Source organism: Vibrio aestuarianus, from assembly GCF_028858425.1.
Classification (GTDB): Bacteria; Pseudomonadota; Gammaproteobacteria; order Enterobacterales; family Vibrionaceae; genus Vibrio; species Vibrio aestuarianus.
In genome coordinates, this window is the sequence record NZ_JAKNYQ010000001.1 from 569,394 (window position 1) to 589,414 (window position 20,021).

Here is a 20,021-nt window from a genome sequence, read left to right on the forward strand (position 1 = left end):
GACGTTTGGACGTCTATATGTCCACAGAATGTATTGAATACGTTTTAATGTCAACACTGTAATCATGAAGAATATTCATGTTGAATGTGAGCAGAACTCAAGTGAAACACCAATATAACTCGTAATCAGTTATAGCATTCTTTGTTGGCCAAAAACAAACAAAGGAGCCAATGGCTCCTTTAGTTAAAGAAAACTAGACAGCAAGTTTAAATCCGACTGGATTGCTCCTGCTGTGACTTCTCGGCCTGCTCCTGGCCCGCGAATAACCAATGGATTATCACGATACCATTTACTCTCGATAGCAAAAATATTGTCACACGGCAGGAGATTAGCTAAAGCGTGTTCGCGATCCAGCGCTTCAACCCCAACAGTGGCTTTACCATTCTTTTCAAGCCTTGCTACGTAGCGCAGCACTTTTTCTTCACGTTGTGCTTTTTCAAGACGTTCAGCCAATCTCTCACTCAGTAGTTGGCTCTTATCTAAGAAGTCATCTAACGATAGATCTTTAAGCTCTTCAGGTACCAGTGATTCGACTTTTACGTTTTCTGGCTCAATGTGTAGGCCAGATTCACGAGCTAAAATGACCAGCTTGCGCATCACATCAGAGCCATCGAGGTCACTACGAGGATCGGGTTCTGTTAAGCCTTGTTGCCAAGCAAGATCGACTAACTCACTAAAAGGAATCGAACCATCAAATTGTTGGAATAGCCATGATAGCGTGCCAGAGAAAATGCCTGACAGCGCGACAATATCATCACCACTTTCACGTAGGTCACGAACGGTATGGTTGATAGGCAAACCTGCGCCAACCGTTGCATTGTATAACCAATGGCGGCTGATCTTAGCAAAAGCATCTTTCACTTGATGATACGACTGACTAGAGGCGGAGCCTGCGACTTTGTTGGCGGAAATTAAGTGCATGCCATGCTCGGCAATATCGAGGTAACGCTCTGCGAGTTCAGAACTGGCTGTGACATCTAACACGATGAGATCATCATATCCTTGGATATTACTCAGGTGTTGTAGCCATTCCTTACCTTGGTAAGAGATGGCTTCATCATTAAATCGTTCGAGTACCGATTCAGCATTGATGCCTTGTTCATCAAACCAATAGGTTTGGCTGTCGATAACCGCCACCAGTTCAAAGTTCATTCCACGTCGCTTTTCAAGCTCTGATTTTTGCTCTGCAAATAATTTCAGCCAACTCGAACCAATATTACCTTTACCACATAACGCTAACGCAACACGTTTTTGCGCTTGGAAAAGTTGATTGTGCATTCCTATTACTAGTGGTTCTACTGCGGTTTTGCGTAGCACGGCAACTAAACTAAGCCCAGACTCTGACTCACAAATAAATTCAACCGGGGATGATCTCAACTGTTGGTAAAAACCGTAGCAGTGATTTGGGTTTTTGGTGACGCCAGCGCCAACCGCGCCAACTAAAGAAAACCCTTCTTTGAGTTTAATTTCAGCTTCGAAAGCCGTGTCTTGAAGGTGGGCGAGAGCGCCTCCTGAAATTTCAGTGGTGTAGGCTAGACGTAAGCGGTGTTGATCAGCTTGGGCTTCAAACGCTAGCGGTTCAAGTTGGGCACGTTGTAAGCTGCGCAAAACGCTGCTTTGCAGACGTTGGAAGTCATGACCGTGGCTAAAGGAAAGCTCAATCAGCAAGACATCTTCTAACGAGGTGATGATCTTAGCCCCACGTCCAGAAGCAAGCACACGCTCGATATGGGTTGAACCGGACTCGGGTTGATAACTGCAACGTAAGTGCAAATCCATCGAGCTTTGAGCGACAGGTTGTAAAGTTCGGCTGTGCAATACTGGCGCGGCCAAGCGCGCCAGTTCGCTGGTTTCGTCTAAGCGCAGCAGTGGCAGCAAACAAGCATCGCTGACAATGCGTGGGTCTGCGCTGTATACCCCAGCGACGTCGCTCCAAATCGTAACACGGTTAACTTCGGCCAATGCACCGATCATGGTGGCGGAATAGTCAGAACCATTACGGCCTAGCAATACGGTATCGCCTTGCTCATTTTGTGCCATAAAACCAGTAATGATGATGCGATGATGAACATGCTGTGCCAAAACTTCTTTTAAAAGAGGATAGGAGCGAGAACGGTCAACTTCCGGTTGTGTGCCTGTTTCAGCGCGCAGAAAAGCACGTGCATCTTGCGCAACTGCGGCGAGATCATTTTGGTTGAGTAATGCGGCTAGTAAGCGCGAAGACCAAACTTCACCATGGCCCAATACGCTGGCTTGTTGGGCTGCACTTAGCGGTGCAGACAATTCACCTAACGCGCGTATTTCGGCATTTAATAGGTCGCGCAACGTCTTGGCTGAGTTGTCATCAAGTAGTGCGTCGATTAAGTTAGTTTGAAATTGACGAACCGCTTGTAGGTTCTCATGCGCTAATCGACCATCTTTTTTGAGAGCCTCAAGAAAGGCGATCAAGTGATTGGTGGTTTTGCCTGCCGCAGAAACCACCACTAAGTCGTTATTGTGTGAATACTCTTTTAAGATATTCACCACTCTTTTATAACATTCAGGGTCAGCAAGGCTACTGCCACCAAATTTATGCAGTTGTCGCAATGCCGTCATTAAAATGCCTCCTTGGCTTTGGCAAAGGCTTGTTGTAGATCGGCAATTAAATCATGAGCATCTTCTAAACCCACTGACAGGCGTAATAGTTGCGTTGAAATGCCGGCTTCAGCCAAAGCTTCGTCACCCATAGCGCGATGTGTCATTGATGCTGGATGGCAAATGAGGCTTTCGACACCGCCCAAAGATTCAGCCAGTGAGAACAGCTCTAACTGGCCGACAAAAAACTTCAACTGCTCAAAGCTTCCGGCAAATTCAAAACTGAGCATTGAGCCAAATCCTGACTGCTGTTTTTTCGCAATTTCATGGCCTGGGTGTTGTGGCAGACTAGGGTGATAAATCGTTTTCACCAATGCTTCGTGTTGCAAATAAGCTAAAATTGCACCCGCATTTTCCTCATGAACACGCATGCGAGCACCCAACGTACGAATACCACGCAGTGTCATATAGCTGTCAAATGGTGTCCCCGTTGCGCCAAGGCAGTTGCCCCACCAGGCTAATTCTTCAGCGTGTTGCTCGGTTTTGGTAATAACAACGCCACCGATCACATCAGAGTGACCATTGATGTATTTTGTAGTGGAGTGGATAACGAAGTCTGCCCCAAGCAACAATGGTTTTTGAAATATAGGGGTAAGGAAGGTGTTATCGACGGCTACGAGTGCACCAACTTGATGCGCTTGGTGACAAATGTCGGCAATATCGACAACGCGCACAAGTGGGTTCGAGGGGGTTTCTAGCAATACCAATTTCGGTTTTTTAGCCAGCGCAGCACTTAAAGCTTCATGGTCAGATTGATCAACAAACAAGACATTGAAATCGCCTTTTTTGGCGCGAGTATTAAATAGACGATAGGTACCGCCATAACAGTCATGGGGGGCAACAATTAGATCATTTGCGCTAAGAAATGCAGACGCCCATAAATTGAGTGCAGAAGTGCCGCAGTTAGTGACGACAGCGCCAAGACCGGACTCGAGCTCATACAGCGCTTTTTCAAGCAAGCCGCGGTTTGGATTCCCTGAACGGGTGTAATCGTATTGAGGTACTTCACCAAAAGCAGGAAAGCCATAATTTGTCGAAAGATAAATTGGTGGTACAACAGCGTGGTATTGAGAATCTGATTCAATACCAGTACGAACAGCGATGGTGGCTGGCTTGCGAGTAGTCATAACGGTTTCCTTGCCTAATAAACTCACTGAGAGTGACATCCTACAGGGGTATTCTTATCTTCTTTAGAGTTGCCGCCGAGAGAAACTCAAGTTACTTTGGGTATACACCATATCTGATAATGTTTGATATTGCTGCTTCCCAGACTGATAGCGTTACACTTTACCGATCAAAAAATAAGACGTCAACACTTCTGGACGTCTATATGTCTTTGCTTATGGCGGTAAATCCCGCTAAAATCAGCCATCAAACTTTTTCTGACAAATTACGATAACGAAGGTGCGCAATGGCAGACTGGAATGGGGAATACATTAGCCCATACGCTGAACACGGTAAAAAAAGTGAGCAGGTGAAAAAAATCACCGTTTCAATCCCATTGAAAGTGCTGAAAGTATTAACTGATGAACGCACTCGCCGTCAGATCAATAACTTACGTCATGCAACCAACAGTGAGTTGCTATGCGAAGCTTTTTTGCATGCTTATACCGGCCAACCTTTACCGACCGATGAAGATTTAAGAAAAGATCGCCCAGATGATATTCCAACAGAAGCGAAAGCATTGATGACCGCGATGGGCATTGAGTTTGAAGCATACGATGATGAAGCGTAACGCGCCACATCGATAACACTTTGTCTTTATTTTTGGAAAAGTGACCACAATGGTGTGCTGATCTGCAAAACCTGCACATGATTTTTCTGATATCACTCAAAAACAAAAAAAACCGCAGAACGAAAGCTGCGGTTTTTTTGTTTTCAAGCGACAACGTTACTCTTGCATGTAGCCTTCTGGCATTTCAATGCGAGCTACGCCTGAGTCAACCGCTGCCTGAGCGACGGCTTTTGCTACGCGAGGTAGTAGGCGAGGATCCATTGGTTTTGGAATGATGTAGTCAGGACCAAAACTTAGAGATTCAACTCCAGCTGCTTTAAGTACTTCAACAGGTACTTCTTCTTTGGCCAACTGGCGAATGGCTTCGACAGCCGCTAGCTTCATTTGATCATTGATTTCACTGGCGCGTACATCTAAAGCACCGCGGAAGATGAATGGGAAACACAATACGTTATTAACTTGGTTTGGATAGTCACTGCGGCCAGTACCCATAATTAAATCATCACGTACTGCATTGGCAAGTTCTGGCTTAATTTCAGGATCTGGGTTTGAACAAGCGAACACAACCGGCTTGTCGGCCATCAGTTTCAATGCTTCCGCTGGCAGTAGATTCGGGCCTGATACCCCTAGGAATAAATCAGCGCCAGTGATGGCGTCTTCCAAGGTTCGCTTATCGGTGTTGCTCGCAAAAAGCTGCTTATATTCATTCAGATCATCACGGCGGGTGTGAATCACACCTTTACGATCAAGCATGTAGATTTTTTCACGCATCGCCCCACATTTGATCAGCAGTTCCATACATGCTGTTGCTGCTGCACCTGCACCAAGACAGACAATGGTACATTCGTTTAGATTTTTGCCTTGTAGTTCAATAGCATTGAGCATGCCCGCTGCCGTAACAATTGCCGTTCCGTGCTGGTCATCGTGGAAAACTGGAATATTACAACGCTCAATTAAGCGACGTTCAATTTCAAAGCAGTCTGGTGCTTTGATGTCTTCGAGGTTAATGCCACCAAACGTATCGGCAATATTGGCGACGGTATCGACGAATTCATCAATGGTACGGTGTTTTACTTCAATGTCGATTGAATCAAGGCCAGCAAAACGTTTGAATAATAGTGCCTTACCTTCCATTACTGGCTTAGAAGCCATTGGCCCTAAGTTGCCTAAACCAAGAATTGCAGTGCCGTTAGAGATAACTGCGACCATGTTGCCTTTCGCTGTATATTTATAAACGTTATCTACATTTTGTGCGATTTCACGAACCGGTTCAGCAACGCCAGGGCTGTAAGCTAGCGCGAGATCTTCAGCTGAGTCTGCTGGTTTCGTGAGAGATACCGCGATTTTACCTGCCGTCGGGTAAGCGTGGTAATCGAGCGCACGTTGACGAAATTGTTCTTCTGCAGTCAATTCTTGATTATGGTCATCTGACATAGGTTTAGGTGCTCGTATTGGGTTGGAAAGGTCAATGATTCTAATGGATGTCAGTCAAACTTCCTAGGTAGGAACGCGACGTGCTTCATTAAAAATGGCTGAAAACCGTGCTGATAAGACCTGAGAGTGATGACAAAAATCACTATATAAAAAAAATGCCAATAAAAAAGGATGCCGAAGCATCCTTTTTTAATTCTATTACAAAATAGTAAATAATTACTTTTTGCTAGATAGAGCACCGAAACGCTTGTTGAAGCGATCTACACGGCCGCCTGTATCAACGATACGTTGCTTACCAGTGTAGAATGGGTGACATTTGTCACACACGTCTAGGTGGATAGATTCTTTGCCTAGAGTTGAGCTGAACTCGAATGCGTTGCCGCAAGAACAAGTTGCGCTAACTGCTTTGTATTCTGGGTGGATACCAGCTTTCATGGGATAACCTCAAATTGGGCCGTGTCGCTATCCGAATCTGAGCCGGACACCACACGTAGTTAATAAAAAATGTTGATACCGCTTCATGTTCAATAGTGAGCACTAAGCCATATCATCAAGGCGCGATATATTAATGAATCATCTGCAGTGGATCAAGCCATTTCGCCGCTATTTTCGCCACATTTTTGTACAGTGACGAAGCTCGAATTTAATGGAAGCATCCAGTAGACTGTGTTTTCTTACTTTTTGTACCACTAATGGACGATTATGCGCCCCACCATTGCACGAGTTGCCTTACCTGTACCACTGGATAAACAGTTTGATTATCAGATCCCTGGGCATCTGTTTCCGATTGTAGGTGGACGAGTGTCGGTGCCGTTTGGTCGTCAGACTCTAGTTGGGGTTGTGACGGCATTGGTCAGTGAATCGGATTTTCCATTAGATCAGCTCAAGCCGCTCAAGCAAGTATTAGATAACCAACCCGTATGGTCAGATAAACTCTACCGTTTACTGTCGTGGAGCAGTCAATTTTACCAATACCCATTGGGCGAAACCTTGTTTAATGCACTACCTTCAGCATTACGCAAAGGCAAAGCGGCCGATTTCTCTACTTTACTGGAATGGCAATTGACGGTTGCCGGACGCAATCAATTGATGCAAGGTTTTGGTCGAGCGGTTAAACAAGCCAAAGTAATGAAAATGCTCGAAGGTGGGGCGGTTTCACACCAACAGTTTATTGATGAAGAAGTAAGCAGCGCAGTATTAAAAACGCTAGAGGAAAAAGGGTGGATTGAATCTGTTGAAAAGAAACCCATTGCCAAAGCGTGGCCACAACAATTAGAAGCGGCAGTTGAAAAGCCTAAGCTAAACCATGAGCAGGTGATCGCGATTGCCTCTATCAACAGCCACACCCAATTTGCTTGTTATCTGCTCGAAGGCGTTACAGGTTCTGGGAAAACAGAAGTCTATTTAAACCTCATTAAACCAGTATTAGAAAAAGGACGCCAAGCGTTAGTTTTAGTGCCTGAGATTGGCCTAACTCCACAAACGATCAACCGTTTTCGTAAGCGATTTAATGTGCCTGTGGAGGTGGTGCACTCTGGGCTCAATGATACTGAACGCCTTAATGCGTGGCTCGCGGCTCGCGACAAAATAGCGGGTATTGTTATTGGCACCCGCTCAGCTCTGCTGACTCCTTTTGCTGACCTTGGCATTATTATCGTTGATGAAGAGCATGACGCGTCTTATAAGCAACAAGATAGTTTGCGTTATCACGCACGCGATGTCGCGGTGATGCGTGCTCATCTTGAGCAAATCCCAATTGTACTTGGTTCGGCCACTCCGGCTTTAGAAACATTACATAATGCGTTAACGGGCAAATATCACCACCTAACGCTGACCCAGCGCGCTGGTGTGGCGGTTCCAACCAAGAATAAAGTGTTGGACGTCAAAGGTCTGTTTTTAGAAAGTGGTTTATCAGCACCATTAATTGCCGAGATGAGAAAACATCTGAGTGCGGGCAATCAAGTGATGCTGTTTCTTAACCGACGTGGTTTTTCTCCGGCGCTGATGTGCCATGAATGTGGCTGGATAGCGGAATGTAAGCGCTGTGATGCTTACTATACCTTCCATCAATACAGCAGTGAGATGCGCTGTCACCATTGCGGTTCACAGCGTCCTGTGGTGCATCAATGCCAAGGATGTGGCTCAACTCAATTGGTGACCGTTGGCGTTGGGACTGAGCAACTCGAAGCGCAACTGGCGCAGATTTTTCCTGATTACAAGACCATTCGTATTGATCGCGACAGCACGCGTCGTAAAGGCAGCTTGGAAAACGCGTTAGCTTCGATTCGCAATGGTGAATATAAAATATTAATTGGCACTCAAATGCTTGCTAAAGGACACCATTTTCCCGATGTCACTTTGGTTGCACTATTGGATGTCGATGGATCGCTATACAGCAGTGATTTCCGCGCCTCGGAACGTTTGGCTCAGCTGTTTACTCAAGTGGCGGGACGAGCAGGGCGAGCCAGTAAACCAGGGGAGGTTATTTTGCAAACTCACCACCCCGAGCACAGCTTGCTGCAAGCGTTACTGAACAAGGACTATCACCACTTTGCGCAAACCGCCCTAGAAGAACGAAAAATCGCGATGCTGCCACCTTATACTTACTTGACCTTATTTAAAGCGGAGGGCAATCAAGCGCAGATGGTTGAAGAGTTTTTGCGTCAAGTTCGTCATACTCTAGAGGCTCACCCTTTATTTGATGGGAGCTGTTTAGTGCTTGGGCCTACTCCGGCACCACTGGCTAAACGCGCGGGTAAATTTCGTTGGCAACTGCTGTTGCAAACTCAGACTCGTTCGTTGATGCAAAAGTTATTAATGAGTGCTAAGCCAGCGATCACTATGTTGCCATTATCTAAAAAAATTCGTTGGTCTTTAGATATTGAACCGCAAGATCTCAGTTAAACCTGGCTATCGTTTTTTGTGTAATAAGCTGTAACGCATTGAAGCAAACGAGTGCTAAAAAATCATGCTGTTATTTTTATCAAGAAAATGAATCATCATCACTGTGATGAAGTTCACGCTTATTATGCAAAATTTGTTAATCTGACCGTAACTTTCTGTCTGGAAATGAATAGACTATCCAACATACCTTTGAAGTAAATGGCGGGTAACGGCATTTATTTTATAGCAATAATAATGTGTGGATTTTCCACCAACGAAAGACTTGATAAGAGGGTTAATTTCTATGGCGACAATGAAGGATGTTGCCCAGCTTGCCGGTGTATCAACAGCCACAGTATCAAGGGCATTGATGAACCCAGAAAAAGTGTCATCCTCAACGCGTAAACGTGTAGAAGATGCCGTTTTGGAGGCTGGTTATTCACCAAATTCTCTCGCTCGAAACTTACGTCGAAATGAATCAAAAACTATTGTGGCGATTGTCCCTGATATTTGTGACCCTTATTTCACAGAGATCATTCGTGGCATTGAAGACGCAGCTATGGAGCATGGTTACCTTGTTTTATTGGGTGACAGTGGCCAGCAGAAAAAGCGCGAGCGATCTTTGGTTAACTTAGTTTTCACCAAACAAGCGGATGGCATGCTACTACTTGGAACGGATCTTCCTTTTGATGTCAGCAAACCCGAACAGAAAAATTTGCCACCGATGGTGATGGCGTGTGAATTTGCTCCGGAATTAGAACTACCGACAGTACACATCGATAACCTCACCTCAGCATTTGAAGCGGTGAATTACTTAACTCAGTTAGGGCATAAACGGGTTGCACAGATTTCTGGACCGGAAGCGGCCACATTGTGCCAATTTCGGCATCAAGGTTATCAGCAGGCACTGCGTCGCGCAGGGATAAGCTTGAATCCAGCATATTGTACTTATGGTGACTTTACTTTTGAGGCTGGCGCTAAAGCGGTAAGACAGTTGCTGGCTTTACCTGAGCCTCCTACTGCCATTTTTAGCCATAATGACACAATGGCGATAGGTGCCATTCAAGAAGCTAAGAGGCTAGGGTTGCGTGTACCACAAGACCTCTCTGTTGTTGGTTTCGATGATATTCAATTTGCGAGCTATTGTGATCCACCGCTGACAACCATCTCCCAGCCTCGTTATGAAATTGGCCGTCAAGCGATGTTGATGATGCTCGAGCTGCTGCGTGGTCATGAAGTTGGTGCAGGTTCTCGATTGCTAGAAACGAGCCTAGTGGTTCGGGAAAGTGCCGCTCCTCCTCGTTTAGTGTAACGTTGGCAGCGCATTTTTGATGCGCTGCTTCCATTTCAGCGCTGTTAAGTGGCAGGAAACTGCATTAACATTGGGTCAAACCATCAACTTTTGAATTTTCTGTGGCTAATAAAGATTATGTAAGGCGCGGTCGTAGTCCAAAAAAGCCGACCCCTAAAAAAGCAGCCTCACGTCGTAAACCTTGGCGTAGTGGTTTATTGGCAGTAATACTGGTTTCTGCTTTTGGTTATGGTTTATACCTTCTGAGTAAAGATCCTGAGCCACCGCAACCTGTCGTGGTGCAACCTAAGCCAGTAACAAAGCCAAAGCCAACCGATGTTATTCCTCCTCCTCCTGAAGAAAAGTGGGATTATGTAGACAGTTTGCCGAAGCGAGAAGTTGAAGTTGTTGCCAAAGAGCAGAAAGTCTCTGATATTCCATACATTATGCAGTGTGGCGCTTACAAAACTATGCAACAGGCGGAAGCGCGTAAACTCGATATCGCTTTCCAAGGGTTAAGCAGTAAAATCCGCAAGAAGGAAGATAGCAGTTGGTATCGTATTGTGCTTGGTCCGTATAAATTTAAGCGTGATGCTGAGCGCGATAAGCATAAATTACAGCGTGCTAAAATCGAGCCTTGTGCTATCTGGAAAGAGCAGCAATAGATATTATTCTCACCGTAAGTTAGCTATTGCTTGCGGTGAGTTATCCTCTTCGACTTGAAATCTTTTCTTCGCATCCTCATATATTTGTCAACTCCATCGAGAAAATAAATAAGAGGCCCTGTCGTGACTACTATCGTATCTGTACGTCGTAATAATAAAGTTGTCATCGCGGGTGACGGACAAGTATCGCTCGGTAATACCGTAATGAAAGGCAATGCCCGCAAAGTTCGTCGTCTATACAATAACCAAGTACTAGCGGGATTTGCTGGTGGCACCGCTGATGCCTTTACGCTGTTTGAGCGTTTCGAAAGCAAATTACAAATGCACCAAGGTCACCTGACTAAAGCTGCGGTTGAATTAGCGAAAGACTGGCGAAGCGACCGAGCCTTGCGCAAGCTAGAAGCTATTTTAGTGGTGGCAGATGAAACTGCATCGTTCATTATCACTGGTAACGGGGATGTTGTTCAGCCAGAAAACGACTTGATTGCTATTGGTTCAGGTGGCAATTTTGCACAAGCCGCTGCTACGGCGCTGTTAGAAAATACCGAATTAGACGCACGTGAAATTGCCGAAAAAGCACTAAAAATTGCAGGCGATATTTGTGTGTTCACCAACCATTTCCATACTATCGAAGAACTAGAAATTCCCACTGAGCTGCTATTGGAAAAACCACAGTCAGTCGAAAAATAAAGATAGTATTTAGTGTAAAAGAATTAAGGAAACTACTATGTCTGAAATGACCCCTCGTGAAATTGTCCATGAACTCAATCGACACATTATTGGTCAGGATAAAGCTAAGCGCTCCGTTGCTATCGCATTGCGTAACCGCTGGCGTCGTATGCAGCTTGAAGAAAGCTTGCGTGTTGAAGTCACGCCTAAAAATATTTTAATGATTGGCCCAACGGGTGTTGGTAAAACGGAAATTGCTCGTCGTCTGGCTAAGCTTGCTAACGCGCCTTTTATTAAAGTCGAAGCGACCAAGTTCACCGAAGTGGGGTACGTAGGTAAAGAAGTTGAGACCATTATCCGCGACCTGACCGATGTTGCGGTAAAAATGACTCACCAACAGGCGATGGAAAAGGTGCAATTTCGTGCCCAAGAACAAGCAGAAGAGCGAATTTTAGATGCTTTATTGCCACCAGCTCGTGATGCTTGGGGTGAGAACGAAAAAAGCGAAGAAAGCTCGAACACTCGTCAGGTTTTCCGTAAAAAATTGCGTGAAGGGAAACTGGACGATAAAGAAATTGAGGTCAATGTAGCTGTGCCACAAATGGGGGTTGAGATTATGGCTCCTCCAGGCATGGAAGAGATGACTAACCAACTACAAGGCATGTTCCAAAACCTGGCTGGCGACACCAAGAAAAAACGTAAACTCAAAATTAAAGACGCTTTTAAAGCATTGACCGAAGAAGAAGCCGCCAAGCTGGTTAATCAAGAAGAGTTGAAAGATCAAGCTATCTATAACGTTGAAAATAACGGTATCGTTTTCATTGATGAGATCGACAAAATTTGTAAGCGCGGTGAAAGTTCTGGCCCAGATGTTTCTCGTGAAGGGGTGCAGCGTGACTTATTACCATTGATTGAAGGCAGCACCGTTTCGACAAAACACGGCATGGTAAAAACCGACCATATCTTATTTATTACCTCGGGCGCTTTCCAAGTGGCGAAACCTTCAGATCTTATTCCTGAGCTGCAAGGTCGTTTGCCGATTCGAGTTGAGTTAGAAGCGCTATCTAGTCACGACTTCAAACGTATTCTGACTGAACCCAAAGCATCACTCACAGAGCAGTACATTGCACTGATGAAAACCGAAGATGTAAATATTGAATTTACCGAGGATGGAATTACACAAATTGCAGAAGCGGCATGGCAGGTTAATGAAACCACTGAAAATATTGGTGCTCGTCGTCTGCATACCGTAATGGAACGTTTGATGGATGAAATCTCTTTTGATGCCACCGATAAGCCGGGTTCGTCAATGACCATTGATGCCGCTTACGTGAAAATGCGCCTCGGTGAGCTAGTAGAAAATGAAGACCTAAGCCGCTTTATTCTTTAATTCGCTGCGTTTTTCCAAAATAAGCTTGTAGCCCGTCAAATACGACGGGCTTTTTATTGGCATGGAATTGAGCGTATACTCTCAGCATTATTCATAGGTTATGACTTTGCATGAAGAATTCGCTCCATATCTGGCTTGATGCCGCCAGACCGAAAACACTCCCTCTAGCCCTAGTTTCCATTTTAACAGGTAGTGCATTGGCGTTTTCTGCTGGTCACTTTTCTGCTCCCATTGCTTTGCTTGCGTTGCTCACCGCAACTTTATTGCAGATTTTATCCAACCTAGCTAATGACTACGGGGATGCGATAAAAGGCACCGATAATGAGGCGCGATTAGGCCCCATGAGAGCCATTCAATCTGGAGCGGTGACACTGACTGACATGAAGCAAGCGATGATGATTAACATTGTGCTTACGGTGTTATCAGGATTAGTGCTTATTTTTTATGCGCTGGATAGTTTGCAAAGTATTCTGGCGTTTCTGGGGCTAGGCGTGTTGGCTATTATTGCCGCCATTGCTTACACCGTCGGTAACAAACCTTACGGTTATGTTGGTTTGGGCGATCTTTCCGTTTTTATCTTCTTTGGTTTGTTGGGTGTTTCGGGCACTTATTTTTTGCATACCGGAAACATCGAGCCAAGCTTGTTTTTACCGGCGCTCGGTTGTGGTTTATTGGCAGTTGCCGTTCTCAATATCAACAACATGCGAGATATTGAAAACGATGCAATCTGTGGAAAACGCACAGTAGCTGTGCGTTTAGGGCAAACCCGAGCCAAACAATACCACTTTATGCTATTGGCCGGAGCGGTCACAGCCTTTGCTGGGTATCTCGTTATGCAATCTAGCCCGCTGTGGATTAGCTTGCCATTTTTACTCAGTATTGTCGTGGTGGTGAAGCATGGTAAGGCGGTGTGGGTGAGCGATAAGCCTGCGCAAATCGCGCCCATGATGCCGGTTGTGGTGAAATGTTCGCTTATCACCAACCTGTTGTTTGTTGGAATTGTTATAGCTCAAACTCTGACGAGTTAATTGTGTCTTGTCATTGCAATGACTTAATGACCCTATATACTCGTTGAAGATGATTTTCGGCAAGAGAAGAACGGATATGGAATACAACACCTCAGCGTTATGTGATATTTATCTCGACCAAGTCGATGTTGTGGAGCCAATGTTTAGCAACTTTGGTGGTAGCGCTTCATTTGCAGGCCAACTAACAACCATTAAATGTTTTGAAGACAATGGGTTGATCCGTGAAGTACTAGAGCAAGATGGTTTAGGCCGGGTACTACTGATTGATGGTGGTGGCTCACTGCGCCGTGCTTTAATTGATGCGGAATTAGCGGCTCTTGCTGAAGAAAACGAATGGGAAGGGATTGTCGTTTACGGCTGCGTGCGTGAAGTCGATGAACTTGAAGATATGAGTATTGGTATTCAAGCCTTAGCGTCTATTCCTGTTGGTGCTTCTGCACAGGGTATTGGTGAGGTTGATGTTGCGGTCAATTTTGGCAGTGTGACTTTCCTACCTGAAGATTACCTCTATGCCGACAACACTGGCATTATTTTGTCGCAAGAGCCATTAAATGTTGAAATGGACTTAGATGAAGACGACCAAGTGGATGAGTAATCTTTAGCTCTAATTTGAATCACAAAAAAGCCGACGTTTATTGCGTCGGCTTTTTTACAACTTCCATCCCCTATACGCTTAATCTTTAAAACGTTCAGTAACCTCGACTTTTGGCATCTTGCAGATAAATTGTTTTTTCTCCGAACTAGGCTTATTTTCTTCTTTTGACGTCCAGAACTTTCCTTCAGGTAGAGATTTTTGCTTATCTAAATAATTTAAATCATCGGCTGTGACTAGGAGTGCATCAAAATTTTCTTTACAATAGTTCATTGATTCTGCAATTGTGTCTTGCAGTGGGATCTTTTCTATTTCTTTGTATATTTTAGGTTGTATATAAAAGAATTTGTTATCTTCATATACTATTATGTTTATTGGATCTAGAAATTTATTTAAGTCCACACCAATGTCTGATGTATCGTCATTTGAATGTGCTGCTTCTTGAGTTTTATTTTCTTGCTCTTGCTCTTGCTCCGAGTAACTTGAAGTTGTTACTTTACTACCGTTTCTAGCTGAGAATTTAAAGTGATATTCATTTTTCGAGTAAGAAGTTGTCTTTATTGATTCTTTCTTATCGCCATTTTTGGCTAAAATATCGATAACACCAGAAAAAGTACCGCTAAATTCAACGACTTTTCCCTTGCCTGCGAATTCATTATTTACATAATATTCAGTATTTTCGTCATTAGATGTTAACAATAAAAAGTGCTTGTTAAGACCAAGTTCTTGTCTAATCGCTTTTTCATCTGCTTTCGAAAATAACTTTGTGTATTTTGTGTTTACGCTATATTTAAGAACACCTTGCATATCTAGATATGCATCAACAAAGTCAAAAGATTTGATCTTTATAGAATCAATATCACCATTCATTAAAGAAAAAGATTGCTCTATAGAACGTCGATTTCTTTCTATGCACAAGCTAATCGTTTCGCGGGAACCACATTTTATTTTTCCACTGTATTCTTGCTCATGTAGGATTGATTCTTCATTGATTAATCTAGTTTTTATTCTATTATATAGTTCTAGTATCTTTTGGTTTTTTATCTTTTCTATTATCAATAATAAACCTTTGGACTTTTCCATATCACGATGCGATATTTCTAACTTGCTTTCACTTTCATTGAGTTGTTCATTTAATTCTTTTATAGAAGATGATGCATTTTTCAATGAGGATATAAGCTCGTCATTAGAAGTTCCAGAAATCAGTTCTCTCTGAATCAGTTCCATACTATCAGCAATATGATATTTGTTATCATCGATTTTTTCTTTAATACTTTGAACTTCTGACTTTAACTTATTGTAATTTTTAGTTAGGTTGTCAATATTTGCATCATTGTATTTATTTTCGAATTCTATGTTTATATTGGATAGCTCATTTATTTCTGTTGTAGTAAGTTTATTATTTGCCATCAATGAATTGGAATTTAATATTAAACATAGCATTAAAATTAATTTTCTCACTTTACCCATTTCCGATTTATTTAATATTAAAAAAACAACCCAAAATATCTTAATTTTTTAGGGGGGTAAAATGAAAAAATCATACTTTTTGTTTGGTTTGTGTTGCAAGGTGGTTGATTAATTGTGTGGATAACGATGAGAGTGAATGACCTTAGTTGTCCAAGCATGTTTGAAGTTCATGCTTAATGAACGATTTAATTGTTTGTTTTTAAATGCTTTTATTTCTATTGTAGAGATTTGGTCACCTTAAGTGCAAATCAATAACGGAGATTATCAAAATTTACACAACATAATTTATTTGCAGCGCAGCCCCAAAATAATTTTTTTTTAATTCCTTACTAGAGCGTATATGTATAATGAACTCTCCATAATCACCTATATAGGATGCTCGTTATGCAATTAAATTATTGTAAGGCGTGCCATGAGCTACTTTCGTCAGAAATAAACGTTTGTTGTTATTGCTCTACTAAAGATCCATTCAACAAGAGAGCAAAGCGAGTAATATTGGGATGTCTGTTGGGGTTGGTGGTCGTTGGTGTGTATTGGTTATAATTGTTTATTAAATTCGCTGTCGATTCATCGGTAAAATATCGTTAGCATGGCCATTGATGACTGTTATATAAAGTTCCGTATTGTTTTTTGTATGCATATGTAAGCTTATATCCTTTTCTATTTGAAGCCGCAGCGGTGCTGGCTACGTTTGCTCACCCCACTCACATAGTTTGTCTATGCTCATGGGGATTTACTTACCGCCTACCTGCAACTCCAAGTGGTTTGGGTATAGAACGATATTGACTTAATTGGTATCGATTGAACTAAAATAAAGCCATCGACTGAGGGCTCTATTACTGAGTTATCGGTTGACAGTTGCGCCGTAAACGCAGCGCGTAGACATAGCCTAGTATACCGCCTGAAACATTCCCTAGCGCAATGCCAATAAATAGTCCTTCAACACCATACCAATAAGAACCTAACCAAGCTGTTGGCAGGGTAAATACAAATAACCGCATAAAGCTCCATTGAAAGGCTCGTATCGGTTTATGCAGTGCGTTTAAACCAGCAATCAGCATCATCACAATGCCTTGGAAGCCGTAGCTAAAGGGGACAACAAGTAAGTAATGCCATAGAAGATCGCGTACTGACTGTTCTTGTGAAAATAGTGCCGCTAAAGGGATGCTCAGTGGCACCATCATTGCGAAAATCATCAATTGGAAAACAACCGAGAAACGCATACTCATAAATAAACCTGCAAAGCTGCGTTGTGTATTTTTGGCTCCAATATTTTGTGCCATAAAAGGCGTAAGTGCAGACGTTAAAGACATCAACACCAAAATTAAAATCGACTCGATACGTTGCGCAGCACCATAGGCAGCGACTGCGGCTGTTCCATGGCTGGCCAGCATTATCATCAATAGTGCTCCCAACAGCGGGTTCATCGCATTGGAAAGAGCGGCGGGGGTACCTACTTTTAATATCTGTTTCCAATCATGCCATAAAGTTGGCAAATAGGGCCAAGCTAAGAGTCGCTCTCTTGTGACTAATACGTAAAACGAACCACATAAAGCACCTAACCAACTAAAGGCGCTTGCAATTGCCGCACCTTGAATACCTAACTCAGGAAATGGCCCGTAACCAAAAATCAGTAGTGGGTCGAGCACACCATTAATTAAGCCTGATAACATCATTATTTTAGCCGGTGTTGTGGTATCGCCTGTCGCGCGAATCGCACTGTTGCCAGCCATTGGTATCACCAATAGCGGAATGGTCAGATACCATACTTGCATATACTGCTTAATGAGAGGAATGAGCTCGTGCGTTGCTCCAAGTAGTAAAAATAGTGGTTCAATGGTAAGCAAACCGATCACGGAGGCGATCGTCACTAATATGACGGCCAGTAAGACCCCATGGCTAGAAAAACGCGCGGCATTTTGTGCATCGCCTTGTCCAAGCAAGCGTCCAATGCTGGTGGATAAACCAATACCAATGCCCATAGTAATGCAATTAATGGCAAAGGTGACCGGAAAGGTAAAGCTAATAGCGGCAAGAGATTGAGTACCAAGTAGTGAGATAAAAAAAGTATCGACCAAGTTAAACATCAAAATAGCGACTAAACCGAAAATCATCGGAATCGTCATTTGACGCAACACATCGGAAATGGGGGCTGTAAGTAGGCCGTGTTTATCGTTGCTTGCGGGTTGGTGCATAACTGACAGGCTTGGTAGGCAAAACGCTAGGATACAAGATTATGATCTTAGCGGCTAGGTTGGGAATGTTAGCCAATAAAAAAGGCCAGCAGAGCTGACCTTTTTCAATTAAAGAAATACGATGATCGTAATAATTATGCGTTTTTCGCTTCAGCTGCCGCTTTTGCGATAGCTGCAAAGCTTTTCGCGTCAAGAGCTGCGCCGCCAACTAGAGCACCGTCGATGTCTGGTTGTGCAAAGTAAGCTGCTGCGTTTTCAGGTTTAACAGAACCGCCGTATTGGATCACAACGTTTTTCGCAACTTCTTCAGATTTCTCAGCAATGTGAGCACGGATTTGAGCGTGAATGCGTTGTGCATCGTCAGCTGTAGCCGCTTTACCAGTACCGATAGCCCAGATTGGTTCGTAAGCGATGATAGCGCCTTCAAGAGCTTCAACGCCTTGAGTGTTGATAACAGCGTCAAGTTGACGTGCACATACTGCCACTGTTTCGCCAGCTTCGTTTTGTGCTTCAGACTCACCAATACAAAGAACAGGCGTTAGGCCATTTTCTTTTAGGAATGCGAATTTTTTAGCAACGAACTCGTCTGATTCATTGTGGTATTCACGACGCTCAGAGTGACCGATGATGATGTGAGTTGCACCAAACTCTTTAAGCATAGCTGGAGACATGTCGCCAGTGAATGCACCGCTGTTGTGTAGGTCAGTGTTTTGAGCACCTAGGATGATCGCGCTACCAGCTTCAGTAAGCGTACGCTCAGCAAGGTCTACAAATAGTGCAGGTGGAGCAACTGCTACGTCTACGCCTGTAACGCCTTCAAGTTCAGCGTTAAGACCGTTTAGTAGTTCAACAACCATTTCTTTGCTGCCGTTTAGTTTCCAGTTACCCATAACTACAGGATGACGCATAGGAATATCTCCATTAATTATCAAATATTAAAGCCAATGAATGTAAAAAATAAACGTGATTGCGAAAGAATATAACAGATAAAACTCAGCAGATCATGATGCGAGTCATGACTTTATTGGATCTTCATCAATGGTCTGTGCAGCTTGTCAGTGATCCCATCGGCAGAATAGTAGCCTATCACTCGGATTTTGCTCGATTAGTTGCTATACCCATAATCCGAAAGAATACTTATCATGCTAAACGGTTAACTCCGTATGACAGATCAGATAACCGATAAAAGGAATGCAAATGCCAAATCTTGTTATGGAATACTCAAACTCGGTAGATGAACGTGTTAATGTCCAAGGTTTGTTGGAAGATCTGCACCATGTGGCTCTGAAGTGCGGGTTATTTGATGCTGATTCGGTTAAATCTCGTGCGTTGCGCTGCCACCATTGGTTTATTGGTGAAGAGGGTGACAGTGTTGATTTTATTCATATTAGTTTTGAATTACTGTCAGGTAGAACGCCAGAACAAAAGCGTGACTTATCTCGTCAGTTGATGGAAGTTTTGCAGCAGCAAGCTAGTCAAGTAAGAAGCTTGACCATCAATGTACGAGACATGGATAAAGACAGTTTCCAGAAGGTCGTAAATTAACCTCATCTCTAATCCGAGTTCAGGTTAAATAAATCATTGTTAGGTAATAAAATGTCGATTAAAGAACTGCTATTTTCATTTCAAGGCCGTATTGGTCGAAAAACTTTTTGGCTATGGAACGTCACTTATTATGCGTTGATTATCGGTTTCGCTACCGTCGCTAATAAGATATTTCCCAATATTGCTTACCTTATCTTGCCGGTATTTTTGTTGATTGTGCTCATTCCTGACTTGGCGATCACAGCAAAGCGTTGGCATGATCGAAACAAGTCAGTGTGGTGGTTAGTGCTCAATGTTCCGCTGGTTTTGGGACGTATGACGATGCCAATTGGCAATGCCGATGTGGCGGCTCAAGCCGGTATGATGGAAGCCTTGGTTTCTCTAGTCGCACTAGTATGCGGAGTATGGATACTGGTTGAGTGTGGATTTATGAAAGGTTCGCCAGGCAGTAATGCCTATGGGCCTGAAGCAGAATGAGCTCAAACTTGAT

17 protein-coding genes are annotated in these 20,021 nt (G+C 43.5%); 10 read left to right on the top strand and 7 right to left on the bottom strand.

The annotated features are described in order from the left end of the window. Positions 1 to 183: 183 nt before the first annotated feature. Entirely contained in the window at positions 184 to 2,595 is a 2,412-nt protein-coding gene (locus tag MCT08_RS02740) for a bifunctional aspartate kinase/homoserine dehydrogenase II (RefSeq protein ID WP_274677857.1), read from the bottom strand. Next, the gene (locus MCT08_RS02745; RefSeq protein ID WP_171980958.1) at positions 2,595 to 3,761 is read right to left on the bottom strand and encodes an O-succinylhomoserine (thiol)-lyase; all 1,167 of its coding nucleotides are present in this window, start codon (positions 3,759 to 3,761) and stop codon (positions 2,595 to 2,597) included. The genes MCT08_RS02740 and MCT08_RS02745 overlap by 1 nt, the downstream gene beginning before the upstream one ends. Before the next feature lie 284 nt (positions 3,762 to 4,045). Here MCT08_RS02745 and metJ point away from each other — a divergent pair, with 284 nt between their 5' ends. Beyond that, the gene (gene metJ / locus MCT08_RS02750) at positions 4,046 to 4,369 is read left to right on the top strand and encodes a met regulon transcriptional regulator MetJ (RefSeq protein ID WP_168520775.1); all 324 of its coding nucleotides are present in this window, start codon (positions 4,046 to 4,048) and stop codon (positions 4,367 to 4,369) included. A gap of 156 nt (positions 4,370 to 4,525) precedes the next feature. Here the strand turns inward: metJ and MCT08_RS02755 are convergent, their stop codons facing one another. Together MCT08_RS02755 and rpmE are read right to left on the bottom strand one after the other, a co-directional pair. Further along, positions 4,526 to 5,803, bottom strand: a complete 1,278-nt coding sequence (locus MCT08_RS02755; RefSeq protein WP_172533540.1) for a malic enzyme-like NAD(P)-binding protein — start codon at positions 5,801 to 5,803, stop codon at positions 4,526 to 4,528. A 216-nt stretch (positions 5,804 to 6,019) separates the two neighbouring features. Beyond that, on the bottom strand, positions 6,020 to 6,238 hold the full coding sequence (gene rpmE / locus MCT08_RS02760; protein WP_053309611.1) for a 50S ribosomal protein L31: 219 nt from the start codon (positions 6,236 to 6,238) through the stop codon (positions 6,020 to 6,022). A 267-nt stretch (positions 6,239 to 6,505) separates the two neighbouring features. Here rpmE and priA point away from each other — a divergent pair, with 267 nt between their 5' ends. The 7 genes from priA to rraA all read left to right on the top strand — a co-directional run bounded on the left by priA (position 6,506) and on the right by rraA (position 14,324). Continuing rightward, positions 6,506 to 8,707 (top strand): primosomal protein N', encoded by a 2,202-nt coding sequence (priA, locus tag MCT08_RS02765; RefSeq protein ID WP_274677858.1) that lies wholly within the window; start codon positions 6,506 to 6,508, stop codon positions 8,705 to 8,707. Positions 8,708 to 8,990: 283 nt separating this feature from the next. Further along, the gene (cytR, locus tag MCT08_RS02770) at positions 8,991 to 9,998 is read left to right on the top strand and encodes a DNA-binding transcriptional regulator CytR (RefSeq protein WP_168520782.1); all 1,008 of its coding nucleotides are present in this window, start codon (positions 8,991 to 8,993) and stop codon (positions 9,996 to 9,998) included. 101 nt (positions 9,999 to 10,099) lie between these two features. Next, the gene (locus MCT08_RS02775; RefSeq protein ID WP_053309608.1) at positions 10,100 to 10,642 is read left to right on the top strand and encodes an SPOR domain-containing protein; all 543 of its coding nucleotides are present in this window, start codon (positions 10,100 to 10,102) and stop codon (positions 10,640 to 10,642) included. 123 nt (positions 10,643 to 10,765) lie between these two features. Then, complete coding sequence (gene hslV, locus MCT08_RS02780; protein ID WP_168520786.1) at positions 10,766 to 11,332, top strand: ATP-dependent protease subunit HslV; 567 nt, start codon at positions 10,766 to 10,768, stop codon at positions 11,330 to 11,332. 37 nt (positions 11,333 to 11,369) lie between these two features. Then, positions 11,370 to 12,701 carry an ATP-dependent protease ATPase subunit HslU gene (gene hslU, locus MCT08_RS02785; RefSeq protein ID WP_172533537.1) on the top strand — a complete coding sequence of 444 codons (1,332 nt, stop codon included), beginning with the start codon at positions 11,370 to 11,372 and terminating at the stop codon, positions 12,699 to 12,701. Positions 12,702 to 12,811: 110 nt separating this feature from the next. Continuing rightward, positions 12,812 to 13,729 (top strand): 1,4-dihydroxy-2-naphthoate polyprenyltransferase, encoded by a 918-nt coding sequence (locus MCT08_RS02790; protein WP_053309605.1) that lies wholly within the window; start codon positions 12,812 to 12,814, stop codon positions 13,727 to 13,729. Positions 13,730 to 13,805: 76 nt separating this feature from the next. Then, complete coding sequence (rraA, locus tag MCT08_RS02795; RefSeq protein ID WP_053309604.1) at positions 13,806 to 14,324, top strand: ribonuclease E activity regulator RraA; 519 nt, start codon at positions 13,806 to 13,808, stop codon at positions 14,322 to 14,324. Between the two features lie 78 nt (positions 14,325 to 14,402). On the opposite strand, the gene MCT08_RS02800 is transcribed toward rraA, so the two are convergent. The 3 genes from MCT08_RS02800 to tpiA all read right to left on the bottom strand — a co-directional run bounded on the left by MCT08_RS02800 (position 14,403) and on the right by tpiA (position 18,894). Then, positions 14,403 to 15,731 (bottom strand): hypothetical protein, encoded by a 1,329-nt coding sequence (locus tag MCT08_RS02800; protein ID WP_274677859.1) that lies wholly within the window; start codon positions 15,729 to 15,731, stop codon positions 14,403 to 14,405. An 896-nt stretch (positions 15,732 to 16,627) separates the two neighbouring features. Continuing rightward, a complete protein-coding gene (locus MCT08_RS02805) occupies positions 16,628 to 17,986 on the bottom strand; it encodes an MATE family efflux transporter (protein WP_274677860.1) in 1,359 nt (452 codons plus the stop codon). 134 nt (positions 17,987 to 18,120) lie between these two features. Next, positions 18,121 to 18,894 (bottom strand): triose-phosphate isomerase, encoded by a 774-nt coding sequence (gene tpiA / locus MCT08_RS02810; RefSeq protein WP_053309601.1) that lies wholly within the window; start codon positions 18,892 to 18,894, stop codon positions 18,121 to 18,123. A gap of 289 nt (positions 18,895 to 19,183) precedes the next feature. On the opposite strand from tpiA, the gene MCT08_RS02815 reads away from it, so the two are divergent. After that, positions 19,184 to 19,531: a 5-carboxymethyl-2-hydroxymuconate Delta-isomerase gene (locus MCT08_RS02815; RefSeq protein WP_053309600.1), complete on the top strand. Its 348-nt coding sequence runs from the start codon at positions 19,184 to 19,186 to the stop codon at positions 19,529 to 19,531. 51 nt (positions 19,532 to 19,582) lie between these two features. After that, positions 19,583 to 20,008 (top strand): DUF805 domain-containing protein, encoded by a 426-nt coding sequence (locus MCT08_RS02820; RefSeq protein WP_053309599.1) that lies wholly within the window; start codon positions 19,583 to 19,585, stop codon positions 20,006 to 20,008. The last annotated feature ends 13 nt before the right edge of the window (positions 20,009 to 20,021 follow it).

Bases quoted from the DNA above. Each gene is read 5' to 3' on its own strand.
- MCT08_RS02740 (WP_274677857.1), bottom strand. From the start codon at position 2,595: ATGACGGCATTGCGACAACTGCATAAATTTGGTGGCAGTAGCCTTGCT.
- MCT08_RS02745 (WP_171980958.1), bottom strand. From the start codon at position 3,761: ATGACTACTCGCAAGCCAGCCACCATCGCTGTTCGTACTGGTATTGAA.
- metJ (WP_168520775.1), top strand. From the start codon at position 4,046: ATGGCAGACTGGAATGGGGAATACATTAGCCCATACGCTGAACACGGT.
- MCT08_RS02755 (WP_172533540.1), bottom strand. From the start codon at position 5,803: ATGTCAGATGACCATAATCAAGAATTGACTGCAGAAGAACAATTTCGT.
- rpmE (WP_053309611.1), bottom strand. From the start codon at position 6,238: ATGAAAGCTGGTATCCACCCAGAATACAAAGCAGTTAGCGCAACTTGT.
- priA (WP_274677858.1), top strand. From the start codon at position 6,506: ATGCGCCCCACCATTGCACGAGTTGCCTTACCTGTACCACTGGATAAA.
- cytR (WP_168520782.1), top strand. From the start codon at position 8,991: ATGGCGACAATGAAGGATGTTGCCCAGCTTGCCGGTGTATCAACAGCC.
- hslU (WP_172533537.1), top strand. From the start codon at position 11,370: ATGTCTGAAATGACCCCTCGTGAAATTGTCCATGAACTCAATCGACAC.
- MCT08_RS02790 (WP_053309605.1), top strand. From the start codon at position 12,812: ATGAAGAATTCGCTCCATATCTGGCTTGATGCCGCCAGACCGAAAACA.
- rraA (WP_053309604.1), top strand. From the start codon at position 13,806: ATGGAATACAACACCTCAGCGTTATGTGATATTTATCTCGACCAAGTC.
- MCT08_RS02800 (WP_274677859.1), bottom strand. From the start codon at position 15,731: ATGGCAAATAATAAACTTACTACAACAGAAATAAATGAGCTATCCAAT.
- MCT08_RS02805 (WP_274677860.1), bottom strand. From the start codon at position 17,986: ATGCACCAACCCGCAAGCAACGATAAACACGGCCTACTTACAGCCCCC.
- tpiA (WP_053309601.1), bottom strand. From the start codon at position 18,894: ATGCGTCATCCTGTAGTTATGGGTAACTGGAAACTAAACGGCAGCAAA.
- MCT08_RS02815 (WP_053309600.1), top strand. From the start codon at position 19,184: ATGCCAAATCTTGTTATGGAATACTCAAACTCGGTAGATGAACGTGTT.
- MCT08_RS02820 (WP_053309599.1), top strand. From the start codon at position 19,583: ATGTCGATTAAAGAACTGCTATTTTCATTTCAAGGCCGTATTGGTCGA.